At 36.4% G+C, this 16,154-nt stretch carries 14 protein-coding genes and 2 tRNA genes; 5 read left to right on the top strand and 11 right to left on the bottom strand.

Going from position 1 to position 16,154, the window contains the following annotated elements; all coding sequences use genetic code 11:
- The first annotated feature begins 49 nt into the window (after nucleotides 1-49).
- The 3 genes from AC6UDG_RS04580 (at nucleotide 50) to AC6UDG_RS04590 (ending at nucleotide 1,786) form a co-directional block, all read left to right on the top strand.
- The gene (locus tag AC6UDG_RS04580) at nucleotides 50-490 is read left to right on the top strand and encodes an HIT family protein (RefSeq protein ID WP_500706606.1); all 441 of its coding nucleotides are present in this window, start codon (nucleotides 50-52) and stop codon (nucleotides 488-490) included.
- 3 nt (nucleotides 491-493) lie between these two features.
- Nucleotides 494-784: a hypothetical protein gene (locus AC6UDG_RS04585; protein ID WP_500706608.1), complete on the top strand. Its 291-nt coding sequence runs from the start codon at nucleotides 494-496 to the stop codon at nucleotides 782-784.
- Nucleotides 785-904: 120 nt separating this feature from the next.
- Nucleotides 905-1,786 (top strand): peptidylprolyl isomerase, encoded by an 882-nt coding sequence (locus AC6UDG_RS04590; RefSeq protein ID WP_500695727.1) that lies wholly within the window; start codon nucleotides 905-907, stop codon nucleotides 1,784-1,786.
- 37 nt (nucleotides 1,787-1,823) lie between these two features.
- Here the strand turns inward: AC6UDG_RS04590 and AC6UDG_RS04595 are convergent, their stop codons facing one another.
- The 7 genes from AC6UDG_RS04595 to AC6UDG_RS04625 form a co-directional block, all read right to left on the bottom strand.
- Entirely contained in the window at nucleotides 1,824-2,783 is a 960-nt protein-coding gene (locus AC6UDG_RS04595; RefSeq protein ID WP_500695728.1) for a 3'-5' exoribonuclease YhaM family protein, read from the bottom strand.
- Between the two features lie 15 nt (nucleotides 2,784-2,798).
- Nucleotides 2,799-5,360, bottom strand: a complete 2,562-nt coding sequence (locus AC6UDG_RS04600) for an AAA family ATPase (protein WP_500706610.1) — start codon at nucleotides 5,358-5,360, stop codon at nucleotides 2,799-2,801.
- A complete protein-coding gene (locus AC6UDG_RS04605) occupies nucleotides 5,350-6,561 on the bottom strand; it encodes a metallophosphoesterase family protein (RefSeq protein WP_500706612.1) in 1,212 nt (403 codons plus the stop codon). Before AC6UDG_RS04605 ends, AC6UDG_RS04600 begins: the two co-directional genes overlap by 11 nt.
- A 59-nt stretch (nucleotides 6,562-6,620) precedes the next feature.
- Nucleotides 6,621-6,968 (bottom strand): YlbF family regulator, encoded by a 348-nt coding sequence (locus tag AC6UDG_RS04610; protein ID WP_500693643.1) that lies wholly within the window; start codon nucleotides 6,966-6,968, stop codon nucleotides 6,621-6,623.
- A 53-nt stretch (nucleotides 6,969-7,021) separates the two neighbouring features.
- Nucleotides 7,022-9,136 (bottom strand): transglycosylase domain-containing protein, encoded by a 2,115-nt coding sequence (locus tag AC6UDG_RS04615; RefSeq protein WP_500693642.1) that lies wholly within the window; start codon nucleotides 9,134-9,136, stop codon nucleotides 7,022-7,024.
- Nucleotides 9,137-9,236: 100 nt separating this feature from the next.
- A complete protein-coding gene (argS, locus tag AC6UDG_RS04620; RefSeq protein ID WP_500693641.1) occupies nucleotides 9,237-10,928 on the bottom strand; it encodes an arginine--tRNA ligase in 1,692 nt (563 codons plus the stop codon).
- Nucleotides 10,929-11,148: 220 nt separating this feature from the next.
- Nucleotides 11,149-11,219, bottom strand: a tRNA-Gly gene (locus AC6UDG_RS04625).
- Between the two features lie 91 nt (nucleotides 11,220-11,310).
- On the opposite strand from AC6UDG_RS04625, the gene AC6UDG_RS04630 reads away from it, so the two are divergent.
- A complete protein-coding gene (locus tag AC6UDG_RS04630) occupies nucleotides 11,311-11,646 on the top strand; it encodes a DUF1516 family protein (protein ID WP_500693640.1) in 336 nt (111 codons plus the stop codon).
- A gap of 22 nt (nucleotides 11,647-11,668) precedes the next feature.
- Here the strand turns inward: AC6UDG_RS04630 and AC6UDG_RS04635 are convergent, their stop codons facing one another.
- From AC6UDG_RS04635 to AC6UDG_RS04650, 4 genes are all read right to left on the bottom strand, one after another.
- Nucleotides 11,669-12,394, bottom strand: a complete 726-nt coding sequence (locus AC6UDG_RS04635) for an aspartate/glutamate racemase family protein (RefSeq protein ID WP_500706614.1) — start codon at nucleotides 12,392-12,394, stop codon at nucleotides 11,669-11,671.
- A gap of 4 nt (nucleotides 12,395-12,398) precedes the next feature.
- The gene (locus AC6UDG_RS04640) at nucleotides 12,399-13,655 is read right to left on the bottom strand and encodes a carboxylate--amine ligase (protein ID WP_500695733.1); all 1,257 of its coding nucleotides are present in this window, start codon (nucleotides 13,653-13,655) and stop codon (nucleotides 12,399-12,401) included.
- A complete protein-coding gene (locus AC6UDG_RS04645; protein WP_500706616.1) occupies nucleotides 13,645-15,192 on the bottom strand; it encodes a UDP-N-acetylmuramoyl-L-alanyl-D-glutamate--2,6-diaminopimelate ligase in 1,548 nt (515 codons plus the stop codon). The genes AC6UDG_RS04640 and AC6UDG_RS04645 overlap by 11 nt, the downstream gene beginning before the upstream one ends.
- Nucleotides 15,193-15,402: 210 nt before the next feature.
- Nucleotides 15,403-15,861 carry a MarR family winged helix-turn-helix transcriptional regulator gene (locus AC6UDG_RS04650; RefSeq protein ID WP_500706618.1) on the bottom strand — a complete coding sequence of 153 codons (459 nt, stop codon included), beginning with the start codon at nucleotides 15,859-15,861 and terminating at the stop codon, nucleotides 15,403-15,405.
- 131 nt (nucleotides 15,862-15,992) lie between these two features.
- Here AC6UDG_RS04650 and AC6UDG_RS04655 point away from each other — a divergent pair.
- A tRNA-Leu gene (locus AC6UDG_RS04655) sits at nucleotides 15,993-16,076 on the top strand.
- Nucleotides 16,077-16,154 lie beyond the last annotated feature (78 nt).

The raw sequence follows: 16,154 nt of genomic DNA on the forward strand, positions 1-16,154 counted from the left end.
GCAGGTAATGTTAGTGTATAATTGGATTAACTTGAAGGGAGAGATTTATATGACTGATTACGATCCAAATTGCGTTTTTTGTAAAATTGTCAAGGGTGAAATCCCTAGTTATAAAGTTTATGAAGATGACGAAATTCTTGCATTTTTAGATATTTCCCAAACAACTCCAGGCCACACTCTGGTGATTCCTAAAAAACATATTCAGGATATTTTTCATTTTGACTCAGCTACAGCTAGTAAAGTATTTGCGAAAGTACCAGAAATTGCACGTGCGGTCAAAAATTCTAACCCAAACATCAAGGGAATGAATATTGTCAATGATAACGGGAAAATTGCCTATCAATCTGTTCCACATGCTCACTTTCATTTAATTCCCCGTTACAGTGTGGATGATACTTTTTCAATTAACTTTTCTGATAATTCTAAAGAATATGACGAAACTAAATACCAAGAAGTTGCCAATTCAATTACCAAACAATTGGGGGATTAACTCATGAAAAAAAAGACCGCTTGCTTAGTTAGTGCCGGAATAATAGTTGGTGTTTCTGTTACGGGTCTACTACTTTTAAAAAGGAAGTCTAATCCCACAGATAACGTAACCACTGCCGACCTTAAAAACATTTTTCATTCAGCTAGTTCAGTTAACCAAAATTTAAACCAATTCACAAAAGCTTTAAATGATGCAAAACCAATAATAGATGGTCTTAATCGTGACGTACAGGAAGCCCAATTTCAGCTAAAGCCTAGAATTGATCTTTTATCTAACGAAATAAATAACATTTAATTTCAATTAAATTATTCGACCAAATATTAATTTGCATCAAATATATGTTATATTAAAAATAAATGGAGTACTGAATGTATTGAGTACTTTAATATTTTGAAGAAATGGATGTGCTAATATATGAAGAAAAAATGGCTCGTTGGAGTTGCAGGATTACTTTTAAGTGTTTCACTGGTTGCCTGTGGTAGTAAAACAGTTGCTACTACTAGTGGTGGTAAAATTACAGAAAGTCAATATTACAATAGTATGAAGAAGACCCCACAGGGTAAAACAGTTCTCCAAACTATGATTTTGAACAAAGTTCTTAACAAAGAATATGGTAATAAAGTCAAATCATCTCAAGTTGATGACCAATTTAACCAATACAAGTCACAATATGGTTCTCAATTTAAAACCCTTCTCAGTCAACAAGGTTTAACTGAGAAAAGTTTAAAAGAACAAATCAAAGATAATCTTCTGTTAAAGCAAGCTGTGATTGCTAACACAAGTTTCTCTGACAAAGATTTGCAAAACCAATTCAAGAAATATCAACCTAAAGTAACCGTTAATGAGATTACCACCAAAAATCAAGGTGACGCTGAAAAAGTAATTTCTGGCTTAGAAAACGGTCAAAAATTCTCTGACTTAGCCAAGAAGTACTCAACTGATGCTAACAAGAAAGACGGCGGCAAGATGGCTCCATTCGATAATATGGATCCAAGTCTTGACAATAACTTCAAAAATGCTGCCTTTAAACTCAAAAATGGTGAATACACCAAAGAACCTGTCAAAACTAAAGCTGGATACCAAGTAATCCAAATGGTCAACCACCCTTCCAAGGGTAAATATCAGGATCACAAAGCTGAATTAAAAGACCAGTTGGCAACTGAACGCATGAGCGATAGTAATGTCTTACACGCTGTCGTTTCAAAAGTTCTTAAAGATGGAGATGTAAAGATCCAAGACAAAGACTTACAAAACATCTTGGCTGATTACACATCAACTCCAAAGCCAATGAAATAATCAATCATAAAAAAGAAAATGGTTAGTAACTTAAAAGTTACTGACCATTTTCTTTTTTATCAGGTTTATAAAACTTATTTCGATCCATTCCAAAAATTCGTTTACTAAATGATCCTGCTTCCGTATCATTTAAAGCCCCAGTAATCATGTTAATTGAAGCATCAAGTTCATCTAAATCATGGAGAATCTGCGCTTCCAGCAATTCAGGCGTAACCGGGGATCCATACTCCTTAATTCCATGATGTGAGAGCACCATATGTCTTAGAAGTAATAAATCTTCAGAATGCTGATCGATTTTTAGTTGGTCAGCAGCTTCAACAATTTCCCCATCAATAATACTGATATGTCCTAACAGATCACCTTCACTAGTATAAGATGTCGAAACAGGTCCTGACAGCTCAGTAGTCTTGCCTAAATCATGAAGGATGGCACCTGCATACAGAAGTGAAGAATTAACTTGTGGATAGAGCTTAGCGACTTCCTTGGCCAGCTTCAAAATCGAAATGGTGTGAAATGCTAATCCGCCTGCATAAGCATGATGATTCGATTTAGCTGCCGGAAAAGTAAAGAATTCATCCTGGTGCTTTTTAAGAAGTACCCGAACAATTCGATTCCACGTTGGATTAATAATTTCGAAAATTGTCTGACCAATATATTCTTCCATCTCGGAACGAGTCATTTGAGCATGTTGCATAAACTTAGATGGATCACTGGGTTCACCAGATTCTGTTTGTCGAAGATGATTAATCTTAATTTGTGGACTTCCCTGGTAAGCTTCCCGTTTGCCATTAATGTGAACGACCTGCCCAGCTTTAAAAGTCTTTACATCCTCATTACTGGCACCCCAAAGTTTTCCACCGATCTCTCCGGAATTATCTTCAAAAACAAACGAAATGAATTGTTTTCCGTTCTTAGCAATTCTAGTATCGGCCGACTTAACCAATACAAACGCATCGATTTCTTCATCCATTTGATATTCTTTCAATTTTTTGCTCATTTGACTCCACCTCCACTACTTTAATTCAATTAAATGATCGCCACTTACATCGTGTCTAATTCGATCATCAGCCGTAAAATAAATCACCTGCGTGCTTTTAGCCAAAGCTTTCATTAATTCAATTGCCTTATCAGTTCTAAAGTGATCAAAGTCAGCAAAACCATCATCAATCATAATTGGCATTGGATATTCATCACTAAAAGCCAACGTTAACGCAAAAACCAACGATAAGTATAACTGCTGCATGGTTCCTTTTGAAAGTTCCTCAACCTTGAACTTAACTCCATCAGAGTTAACAACCGTAATACTTCTCTTATTATAATCAATTTTACTATAATGACCGTCCGTTAGTGTTTCAAAGAATTTAGCTGCATCCTTTCTAACTTTAGGAATTCTTCCACTACTAGCGGCATCGAGTACTTTTTCAATCCACTGATTAGTTAACTGGTAAACCAACCATTTTTGAACCAATTCGTTAACTTTAGTATCCATACTGGCCAATTCCTGGGTCAATGAATCAAGCGTCCCATCTTTTTCCATGTTATTAATTTGCACGTTAAGTTGCGCCAACCGATCAGATTGATCGGAAAAATCTGCGTCCAACTGTCCAATTTGTTTCTGAAGATCATTAATCACGTTTTTTAACTGATTAACATTATCGTATTTTTGTAATCTTTCAACAATTGTCTGATCAAGTGAGTTTTCTAACTCCACTTTACGTTTGTTTTTATCCGTAGCGATCCGCTGCTCATCGTATAATTTTTTAAAATCACTACTACTTGCAACGTTTCGTTCCTTTAGGAAATGGTCAAGACGATCACTTACTTCTTTCAACTGCTCACGATGGCGATCAACCATTGAAGTTAAACTACTCAATTCATGGCTCACCTGTTCTGCATTTCGCTTTTGATCATTTACATTTGAGATGAACTGTCTAATTTTACTTAACGCTACCATTTCATTATCGGAATCACTTAAACCAATTTTACTGGAAGCAAAATTCCAACGATCGAGGTAACTCTCAACCTTCTCATTCATTGTCTTTTGGTTTCCAATGAAATTCTGTAAACTATCACGATCTAAGTCACGTCGTTTAATGGAGTTTTGTAAAGCACTTGTCCATTGGTTAAATGGAATACTCTGGATGTGATGCTCGTTTCCCATTTGACCCAACTCTTGCTCAATCTGAGTCAATTTTCGCTTTAAATGGTCAGTATCATTCTCCTCTTTAACTGGTTGGTTCGATTTTTGCACATAACGATAAATGCCAAAACCAATACACAATAACCCAATGACCACCAAAATAGGAAGAGTTACTCCACCCATAAAAATTCCAATTCCAATAATTATTAGACCAACCGCATCAGCAATTAATGATAACGAATTATCTCCGCTCTCATTTGTGGGCATCGCATGAACCTGATAGTTTATTTGTGCTTTTACATTTTGATACTCATCTATTAAGGTCGATATTTTGTCAATCTCATCATCATTAAACGGAATACTTTCACTTCCACCAGCATCAAATTCATCATTAGCCAAACGAGTCTGATATGTTTTGATATCATGATCAAGCTGTTCAATCCGTCTGACCTGTTGGATTTGGCCGTCCAGTTCTAAATATAAATTACGAATTAAATCAGCATTATCATTGTAAAATTTCAAATCAGAATTGGATTCCTGATGCGTATTCTTAAAATCAATAATGTTTTGTTCATCATTCTTAACATCTAATTGAATATTACTAATCTTATTTTGGATGTCTTGAAATGTTTCAAAGTCATGCTCAGAAAAGCCGTGTTTAACCGCTAATTTATCGTCTTGTAACTGTCTTAATTGAGCATATTTATCCCAGTTCGCTAAATCTTGATTAACCTGATTTAATCGCTCAGAAAATTTATTTCTTTTATTGCGATTCTGAGTCTTTTTTTCTTGTTCTTTTTTAGCTTGAATGGTCAATTCATGGTACTTGGGATATTCATTACTGGCTTCATGTACTTTCGCGTTTAATCTTTCTCGATCAACTAAAAGTCGGTTTAACTCAGGCTTTTTACCAGTCGGCTTATAGATCTTACCACCATTTTCCTGATTTTCGTCCTCTAGTTCAATCCAGTTATCAATCCCTACGACCCCAACACGCTGGATTCGTTTTGACAATTCTTCACGATTTAATCTCGAAATATCATTTAAATCAACGTTGCCAAAATAAAACAGGTTATCATATGATTCCCGATTGATTGGACCTAAAATTTTATCCAAAATTCCAGCAGGTAATTCATTTTTATTTTGATCAAAAACGGTTAATAACCCACCATTTTTACCTTCATTTCTTTGAACAAGATAAGTAGTTCCATTTTGTTCAACCGTTAAACGACCACCCATTTTATAGTCATCTTTGGGAGTGAAGTCTCGCTTACTCCGACTGTCCCGAAAGCCAAATAAAACATCTTTAATGAAATTTAAGAGGGTTGTTTTTCCAGCCTCGTTTCTACCATAAATAACCTGGAACCCACTAAAGTTCAGTGTTAAATTATGAAGTTTTCCAAAGCCGAATACTTCAACTTTTTTAATCCTCATCCTTCACGTTCCCTTTCGTTTTACTAGTAATTAAATTCATACTTTCATCAAGTAATTTAGAGATGGCTTCATCACTTAAAAAGTTGTCACGAATGTAAGAGTGCTTAAAAAGCTTCTTCGCCAAATTTTTAAGGTTTTCTTCATTATAAACTTCATGCTTAGTGTCATCCCAGAATTTCTGATCTAGATCATTAAATTTCATCCCAGAATTATCAACAACGTCAATTTCATAAACCCAAGCATTAAATCGTTCAAAATCATATTGTAACTTTTCCTTAACCCGGTCGAGCAGTTCTTCTGATGAAAAATTGGCTTCTTCATTCATATTTAACTTCACGCTCAACAAATTAAGCTTAGAAAAATCACTCGACTCAATTTTCTCCATAATTTGATTAACGACCGCTTCTTCTGAGTCAGTTCCCCGTAAATTCATTGAAAGATTTGACCAAATGAGCGGACAGGTGGGTTCAAACTGAACGTTTAAACCTCCATTAGTCTCATCACTGACTAATAAGTACCCCTTTTCACCCATTTCATTTTTATGACGGCCCTGGATATTCCCCGGATATTCAATTAAGGGATGATGACCTAACTGCTGACGTTTATGAATATGCCCTAATGCCCAATAATCATATCCCAAATTTTCCATTTCGTTAATGGTAAACGGTGCATACTGTGAGTCGTTGCCACCCTTAATAGCACCGTGAACCATCCCAATTTGGTAGTCAGCGTTTGAACGTTCTGGAAATCCAGAGATAATATCATCTGAAATATTCCTAGTAGCGTAACTAAAACCTGTAATAGCAACTGTTCTTCCGTCTTTAAGAGTCAATGTGTGCGTCGTCACTTCTTTGGGAAATACGTAAACATTAGCCGGAAAATTGAAATTTTTGGCACCTTCACTTTGATAATCATGATTACCAAACGAAAGAAGTACAGGAATATCATGTTCATCCAATCGTTCTAACTGTTTAATCAAAAAACTAATGGCTTTGACACTTTGGTGACTACTGTCAAACAAATCTCCCACTAGCAAAACAAAATCAACATCATCTAAAATGGCATCATCAATAATCTTCTTTAATGAATCGAATGGAGCCTCGTGCAAAATGTCCCACAGCTTACTCGGAGTGGTAGCATCCTCTCTGATTCCTAAAAACGGACTATCCAAATGTAAATCTGCCGCATGAATAAACTTCATTATAATTTCTCCCATACAAAAAAATCGGAGCACCAATGGGCGCTCCGATTAACGATCAATTAAGCTTCATACATATCACGTAAAGGCTTAGTAATTAACATATTAGCATCATCAATGACTTTGCCCATTGCTTTTTCTTTACCCATCAATTTTTTGATGATATCAAGACTGTTCATTTTATTGGCAAGATCTTGAGCTTTTTTCATATCATCTTGCGAAATTTGTTGACCAGCCATTTGCTTTTGTCTTAATTCATTTTGATTAGTTTGAAAGTCCTTAAATGTCTTAAAAGCATCTTTGTCCTTCTTTAACTCATCGTATGTGGCTTGGAGTTCTTTAAATTCATCAGTCTTTACTAGTGCATCCTGTAAAGTTTGTGCGTCTTTCATTACATCATTTTCTGCCATAATTATTTCCCTCCTTAAATATTGTTACAGTGTATATTTTAACATACGTGAAGCTATCGGCCTAGTAAAGCTTTCGCACCGCTAATAACTTCTGAGGCACCCTTTTTAATTCCACTGGCACCTTCTTTAACGATTCCCTTAACGACTTTACCAGTATCATTAGTAATACCCTTAAATAGTTTAGAATTCTGCGTATCATTATCTTCATCACCATCACGTGCCACCGTTTGTGCGTCTTGGACACCAAATTGGGTTCCCTTGGTGTACGGAAGAATTTGTTGCATTTGTGTCTTGTACAACGGACCAACGTCGGTCCCAGTCAAATTCTCTAAATGATGCGTAGAGTTGGTACTATCAAAGCCTTCCCAAGTTGCTACCACAACGTTAGGAGTGTATCCGATGATCCATTTATCTTTGGTAGCATCGGAATCTGGAGTATTATCAGCCTCAGTACTTCCAGTTTTTCCGGCAACTTGATACCCGCTCGGTTTAGCATCAACACCAGTTCCATTATCAAAGACACCAAGCATCATACTTGTCATCTGTCGTGCCGTTGAAGGAGACATGATTTGTTTTGAACTTGGATGTTCATTATCAACGACCGTCTTCCCTGTCGAATCAACGATCTTAGTAATATAGAACGGCTGTGAAATTTTCCCTTTATTAGCAAAAGCAGTATAGGCACCAGCCATTTGTTGTGGGGAAACTCCGTTGGACAAGCCCCCAAGGGCCAATGCTAGATTCTTATCCTTATCCGTGACCGGTAAGTTGAACTTTTTAACCGAATCGTATCCCTTGTTTACTCCGATCTTATTTAATAACCAAACTGCGGGCGCGTTCATACTCTGTGCCAGAGCTTGGTACATCGGAACTTTTCCTGTATAAACATCATTGTAATTATGCGGAGTATAGTGGTTTGATCCATACGATTTCTTCTGGTTTTCAAGTTCAGAATCATAATAATACCCGTTTTCAAGAGCTGGCGTATAGACCGCAAGTGGTTTCATCGTCGAACCAGGCTGACGTTTAATATCGGTCGCACGATTATAACCACGGAAAACCGTCTTACCACGTCCACCAACAACCGCTTGAACCCCACCATTTTTTGGATTCAAAGCAACTGATGCAGCTTGGACCTTGGTCCCATCCGAAGCATCATTAGGAAACAAATTAGGATTTTTAAAATCAGTCTGAAAGCTTTGCTGCTGTTGCTGATTTAGATTCGTATAAATTTTATACCCATGATTCATGATGTCAGATTCAGTTAATCCATATTTTGAGATAGCCTCATTAATAACAGCATCAAAATAATAGGGATATTTATACCCATTAGTAGAACGATAGGAATTTTTAGTGTTCAACGGCATGGCTTGGTATTTTTTTGCCTCTGAATTAGTGATCTTATGGTTCTTTGCCATTAAATCAAGAACCACATTTCTCCTCTGACGTGCCGCCTCCGGATGATCAATCGGATTATTACTAGGATTCGATAGCATCCCTGCTAACACAGCTGCATCCTGGACCGGTAAATCTTCCGCAGACTGCCCAAAGTATCGCTTCGAGGCATCTTCGACCCCATACACGCCATTACCAAAGTAAGCGTTGTTCATATACATCGTCAAAATTTGGTTCTTTGAATAAACGTTCTCAATCTCAATTGAAATGAATAATTCTTTAAGTTTTCTGGTTAAAGTTTGTTGCTGGGAAAGAAAAGTGTTCTTGGCTAACTGCTGCGAAATTGTACTTCCTCCACCACTAATGTAGTCACGACCCAGTACCCTATTCTTAATTGCAAGTAAAATGGCTCTCCCGTAACCACTAACCGAATAGCCATGTTCCTTATAGAAATTGCGATCTTCCGTCGAAAGAATCGCATTAGGAATATTTTTTGAAATCTTATTCATCTGAACGTAAGTACCCTTTTGTGCGTACAATTTGCCAGCTTCTTGGTGATGTGAATCATAAATCACAGTCGATTTTGATAAATTAGACTGAAGATCACGAACGTGCGAAGTCTTTGCCACAATCGTCAAATAACTACTTAAAACCAAGATAACGAATAAAACAACTACAATAATCCATCTCGTAATTTGAAATCTACGCCAGAATTTTCTGAAGTAACCCCAAATTCTTTTAAATATTGACTTACTTTTGCTGTTGTTATCCATAAAAGTCCAAATCTCCTTTTATCATTAAATGCTATTGTAACACATGGACATTAATGGATTTTAAAAGATAAAGTGGATGTCAATTGACATCCACTTTATTCTACATTTGATCGGGTGCTTTAATTCCCAACAATCTTAACGACTCTTTTAATACAATCGCAACACTTTTAACAAGGTCGAGACGGGCGTCTTGCTCATCATCGTCCGCTAAAATCTTAGAATGAGCATAATATTTATTGAATGACTTAGCTAGTCTTAGCGAATACTTAGCAATATCAGAAGGCTCGAATTCATTTCGAGCTTGTTTTACAACTTCTGGAAAAGCCTGAAGTAACTTAATGACTTCAAAAGCACCTGCATCAGTCAATTCATTTGCTGATTCATCAAATTCTTTTTTACCAGACTTCCGCAAAATACTCTCAGCACGAGCATGGGCATACTGAACGTATGGGCCAGTCTCACCTTCAAATTTTAATTGGTCTTTAAGTACGAAATCAATGCTATTGATTCGCTCACTCTTAAGATCACCAAAGATAATGGCACCAACCCCAACTTGTGTAGCCACTTCATCTTTATTTGGTAAATCAGGATTCTTCTCAGCAATTTGTTGTTTTGCCATGGTAATTGAATCATCTAAAACTTTGTTTAATAAAATAATATTTCCACGTCTAGTTGAAAGCTTTTTACCATTAACCGTAATTAAGCCAAACGGGATATGATGAACACCATCCGCATTCTTTATGCCCATCTTTTTTAAGACAGCTTTTAGTTGATGGAAATAATTAGTTTGTTCGGATCCCACCACGTAGAGATTCATGACCGGATGATACGTCCGTTCACGGTATAACGCCGTTGCAATGTCTCTAGTAATGTAAAGAGAAGCCCCATCGCTCTTTAAGATAAGTGCTGGATTTAGGTTAGCGTTACTTAAATCGACCACTTGAGCTCCTTGAGATTCCTGAAGCAATCCATCTTTTTTTAGAATGTCAACCACTTCATCCATTTTGTCATTGTAAAATGACTCACCATTATAGGTATCAAATTTAACGCCCAGTTTTTTATAGGTATTATTAAAAGCCTCTAACGACACATCCCTAAACCACTTCCATAGTTTGGTAGCTTCGGGATCACCATCTTCGAGTTTTTTAAACCATTCGCGTGCTTCTTCGTCTAGTTCAGGATTTTTCTGATCTTCCTTATGAAATTTGACGTAATACTGAACTAAGTAATGAATTGGATGACGCTTTACGTCCTCTTCATTTCCCCACTTTAAGTAAGCCGTAATTAACTTACCAAATTGGGTTCCCCAATCACCTAAATGATTATCTTTAATTGTTTTATATCCATTTTTTCTTAAAATTTCGGAAATTGAATTTCCAATCACAGTGGAACGAAGGTGTCCCATTGACATTGGCTTAGCAATATTTGGAGAAGACATATCAATGGTCACGGTCTGATCCTTGCCATCGTAATTATCACCATAATGCTCTTTATCCGTCAAAACCTCTGACATGACTTGCTTACTAACTTTTCCTTTATCCAAGAAGAAGTTAACGTAAGGACCAACGGCAACGACTTTATCAAACTGACTTCCATCAACATTATTGACGATATCCTTTGCGATCTGTTGAGGAGCTTTATGTAACTCCTTAGCTAGAATAAAAGTTGGAAATGCTAAGTCCCCGTTATCTGAAGTTTTCGGTTTCTCAATTTTTCCGTAAATATCACTCGTTGAAATTTGGTTGTTAGTTGCATCAGCAACTACGTCTGCAACTTGTTGTCTGTAATCCATAATATCCTCCTCATAAATAAAAAGCCTCTTACATTAATTAAATCAATGCAAGAGACGAGATTACCCGCGGTACCACTCTATTTGGAAATACCCACTCATTATTAAATTTGTATACCTAGAAAGGACGCCTTCCCAATCACAATTTATCTAACTCACATCAACTTAGATTTGCTTTGAAATTATAATTAGTACTACACTCTCATCGTTGGTAGCTTCCCAAAGCGGGTGACGGGAATCGAACCCGCGACGTAAGCTTGGGAAGCTTAAATTTTACCACTAAACTACACCCGCAATACGTGTATAATTATATCATGAATTATAACCCTTGTCATCAAGACTTCTACAGAGCCGTATGATAAAATTCAAGTGGAGGCTAAACATCATGTTAATCTACATAATTACTTTACTATGGATTCTTTTATTAATCTCACTAACAATCGGAATCACGCGAAAACAAGACAAAAAGATTATTAAGGGTGTCGTCTATACGCGCGCGTTTTACATTCTTTTGTTGATTAGTGAAGTGGTTTTTACCCTGAATCACTTTAACGAGCATCGTTATTTGGTCTCTTTAAGTTTTATAATGACAATCGTCGCGATTTCTTTCATTGATATTTGTTACCAGAGAAAAATCCAAGGTAATTTAAAACCCTACGTAATTTTATTGACATTGATTTCGATTTTAATCTCAATTGGGCTTTTGTTTTTCATTCAATAACTACTACTAAAAAATCATCCAATCACTTGGATGATTTATTTTTTTGCATTTTTTCAGCTAACCGAATTGATTCATCAACTAGCTCCGCTTGCGCATCAATCACAGGGTAGTCATGATTACCAGCTCGCTCTTCTGCTACCGAAATCTCAGTACAACCTAAAATCACCACATCGCTATCCAATTCATTAACCATTTGATTTAAAATATGATGATATAATTTTGGATCGACATAATCCTGCTCCTTAACACCTTTATAAATTAAATCCATCGTTTCATCCGCAATTTCAGCGGTAGGGTGCACAACTTCATATCCAGCTTTAGTAATTTCTTTATCATATACCTTGTCCTTTAGAGTTCCCTTAGTGGCAATTAGCCCCACTCTTTTAGCGTGTGGAAACTTCTTAGCAATTGCGGCTACCGCTAACCTAGGCATATGCAAAATTGGAACATCCGTCATACTCTGTAACTGATCATAAAAATAATGGGCAGTATTACATGGTAACGCAAAAAATTCTGGTCCCAGTTTGCTCTGTTGTTTAATATCTTCTTCAAGTGGAACTAGTGGGCTCGGATTATTTTCTGGATCAGTAATATAATCCGTCCGGTCTGGAACCGTCGCATGATTAACTAATATATAATTTAAATAATCTTGATCACAGTGAGCTGGGGTCCGTTGATTTAGTAAATGAACATAACTCTCAGTCGCTTGGGTCCCCATCCCACCAATAATTGTGAAAAACTTTTTCATTATCTTATTCCTTATTCATATGAAAATATTTTTTGAAGTTTTTTGCGTAATTATGGTCCATCCATTTCATAAGTAGCCAACGCATGAAGTTTTCATCTTTTTTATACCAAAAAGTCGTTCCCCACTGACCTTTTTTGATCAGCTCTTCTGCCTTCTTTTTATCTTCATTATCTTTGGCATACTTACGAAAAACACGATTGGGCACCCCTAACCATAAATAATATTTCTTAGGATCTTGATTGGCATACACTGTCTTTTGGTCCGCTAGGTCATCTTGAACGTAATCACGAACCACCCATTGAGCAAGGTTATATCCATTTAGGGTGACAAAGAAACTGCTGCGTCCCTGTCTCAAATTGATTTCAAACAACTTGTACGTATCGTCTCTAACATCATACTTCATGTCAAAATTAGCATACCCAGTAAATTCAATCGACTCTAAAAACTGTTGAATCTGATCATAAATCCGTTGATCAAAGTCAGGAATAATCGTGACGTAGTTACCAATTGCAGACGGTGCCGGATCTTCCAAAAGTGGATGGCCTAAACACATCATCTTAACATGATGATTCTTGTCAACATAAGCATTTAAGACCCGCATGTTGCTGTCATCACCTGGGATGAAATCTTGGACGATCAAGTCTGAAGTATAACCATTATTATAAATTTTTGAAACAATGTCACGATACTCGGCATCACTTTTAATGGTAAAAGCTTTCTTTCTTCCCTCAAAACGGATATCCAACCATTCCACGCTATTGGTTGGTTTAAGTGCAATTGGATAATCAAATGGTTGATCAAAGTCATTATCTTCAAAATTGCTTTTGGAAATAATCTTGGTGCCGGGATATGGCATTCCATACTTATCACACATTTTATAAAAATTTTCTTTACTATTAAGTTGTTTTATTAACGAATAATCAACGTATGGACAGACAAAGACATCTTCTAAATCTTTCTTATGTTTAGAAATTAATTCAGCATAACCATCCCCACACCCAATTAAAATGACCGGTTCTTTGTGGTTGGCATACTTCTTTTTTAACTTTTTCATCTCTTCAAACCATACTGGATCCTCACTAAAGCCGGGAATAAACGTCAGATCCACAATTTTGGTAAATCTTGTGGGGGCTAATCGTTCCTGGGCATAAGCCTTGACACGCTTACCATACAACTCGTAGAAAGAACGCGCCATCCCGTACACATTAAAATCACTTCCAAGTAAGATTGGAGTGAAATCTGGAACTTTCTCATTTGTCATTACTATTTAAATCCTCCAAGTAATCTTCCACGATAACCGAATCGGTTGGATAAGGTGTATCAACACCATTAATCTTTTGATAAGGATCGCGTCCTTTACCCGCTACTACAATGATATCTCCACGTTTGCCAAAATTAATGGCCTTTTTAATGGCTTTTTCACGGTCCATTTCGAAATGAACGTCAACCTTATCATGATCGATATGACTATCAATTTCCTTTGCAATCTTCATGGGATCCTCATAAGCGGGGTCGTCAGTAGTTAAAAACGCTACATCGGCATTCTGAGTCAACGCTTTGCCAAATCCCTCTCGACGGTCGATTCCCTTATTGCCTGGGCTACCAACCACTACAATAACTTTTCCACTGGGGTCTTGTCGTTTTAAAAATCCTAGTAATGCATTCATACTAGCATAATTATGGGCATAATCCACATGAACGTTCCCATGGTTTTTAGACTTAAAGATTTCCATTCTTCCAGGAATTTTTGCTCCTGCCAAACCATCTAACATATCACCACGTTTAAAGCCAGCAAGTCCAGCCGATATGATCGAAGCGGTTGCATTTGATTCATTGTAATCACCTGGAATACCAATGCGATAATTTCCGTCTAAGCCTAACTTTTTAGCTTTATCAGAAATGGAACTTAATTGAATATCGTTATCAGTCAAGCTATCTGAAACTGGCTCGTACGTGAAATCAAGGTCGATTTCAAGTTGTGGAGTCGTCCCCTTTTTACCAAACAAATAAATATTTTGGGGATCAGTTGTGGTTTTGGCAGCATAATAAATATCAATCAGGTGGTCTGAATCGGCATTCAAAATGCACTTATTTGAATTAACCAAGAGTTGTTCTTTACAGTGCAAATAGTTTGCAAAAGTCGGATGCTCGTTTTCCCCAATGTGATCGGGAGAAATATTTAAAAAATTACCTACGTTATACTTTAATCCAAAAACCCGATTTTTTAAGTATGCCTGAGACGAAACTTCCATAATGAGATATTTCATCCCATTATCGACAGCGGCTCTCATATTCTTAAAAATATCTAGTGATTCTGGAGTAGTTAGATGTGACTTAAATGTTTGATTTGGTTCATTACCAACCACGGTATTGATAGTTGAAAATAAGGCGGTTTTATCCCCACTCGCCCTCCTAATTGCATCCCGAGTGAAATATGAAGAAGTCGTTTTCCCCTTAGTACCCGTATAGGCAATGATGAACAAATCGTCTTGTGGATAATTGAAAAATGCAGCAGAGATCAAAGACATTGCTTTTTGAATGTTAGTAACCAAAATCTCATTCATTCCGTTACTTTCAGATAAATGATCTTCACACACTATTCCAGTTGCTCCAGCCTTTTTTGCTAACGTAACAAATTCAGGCTTAAAGTTTCCCTTCCCAAAGAATAAGGTTTTCGGTTTTATGTCTCGTGAATCATAACTAACATAGTTAAAATCATTATCATTAGTCTGATTAACTGATTTTAATAAGTCATGTTCACGAAGAATATTTTTAATTTCTTGAATGCTTAGTGACAAAAAATTCAGCTCCATTCCGCTAATTTTTGTAATGGAAATCCAAATAAATCATTCGGACTTTAATTTTGTTTTTAATTTACTCCTAGACAATTCTACCAAAAGAAAGAGATAATGACTAACTCAAAACCAATAATGAAAACATAAATTAATATAATAAAAAACATTCTGCGTAAACTAAATTAATTCCAGTTCACACAGAATGTCTTTTTACTACTTAACATCTTTTAATTTTTGTTCACTAACATTATCCAATCGGTCACCAACTGCATTCACCATCTTCAAACATTTTTCAATATCATCCTGGCTCATATCCAAAACAGAAAAACATTGATTAACGTGTTCATATACTTTATCACGATGTTCCTTAGCGTATTCTGTAGTGTCAACGATGACAACTCGTTCATCTTTATGACTACGTGTTCTTGTCACCCATCCCTGCTTTTCAAGCCGTTTCAACAACGGAGTTAAAGTCCCACTATCTAAGTCTAAGTAAGATCCAAGCTCACGAACGGTCATTGGGGCATGTTCCCATAACACCAACATGGTAATGTATTGTGGATAAGTTAAATTAAATGGAGATAAAACGATTTGGTAGTACCGACTAAACTTTTTACTTGTATTATAGATTCCAAAACACAACTGGCTTTCAATCTTACGTGGTTCAACCATTATAATCTCTTCTTTCTAAAAACTCTTGTACTATCTTATATTTTACACAATTAAATAATAAATACAAGGATACCACAAAATTGAGTGTTTATTTTACGACATTTTTATTGTATGATTGAAAGGTAGTAATTGCCCGAGTGGCGGAATTGGCAGACGCGCAGCGTTCAGGTCGCTGTTCAGTTTACTGAGTATGAGTTCGAATCTCATCTCGGGCATTCGTTACTAACAAGACGTTATCAAGCTTATTGATATCGTCTTTTTTCATTAATAGTAATTAAATTATGTAAACAAAA

It is taken from the genome of Fructilactobacillus sp. X2R1C1 (genome assembly GCF_059901435.1).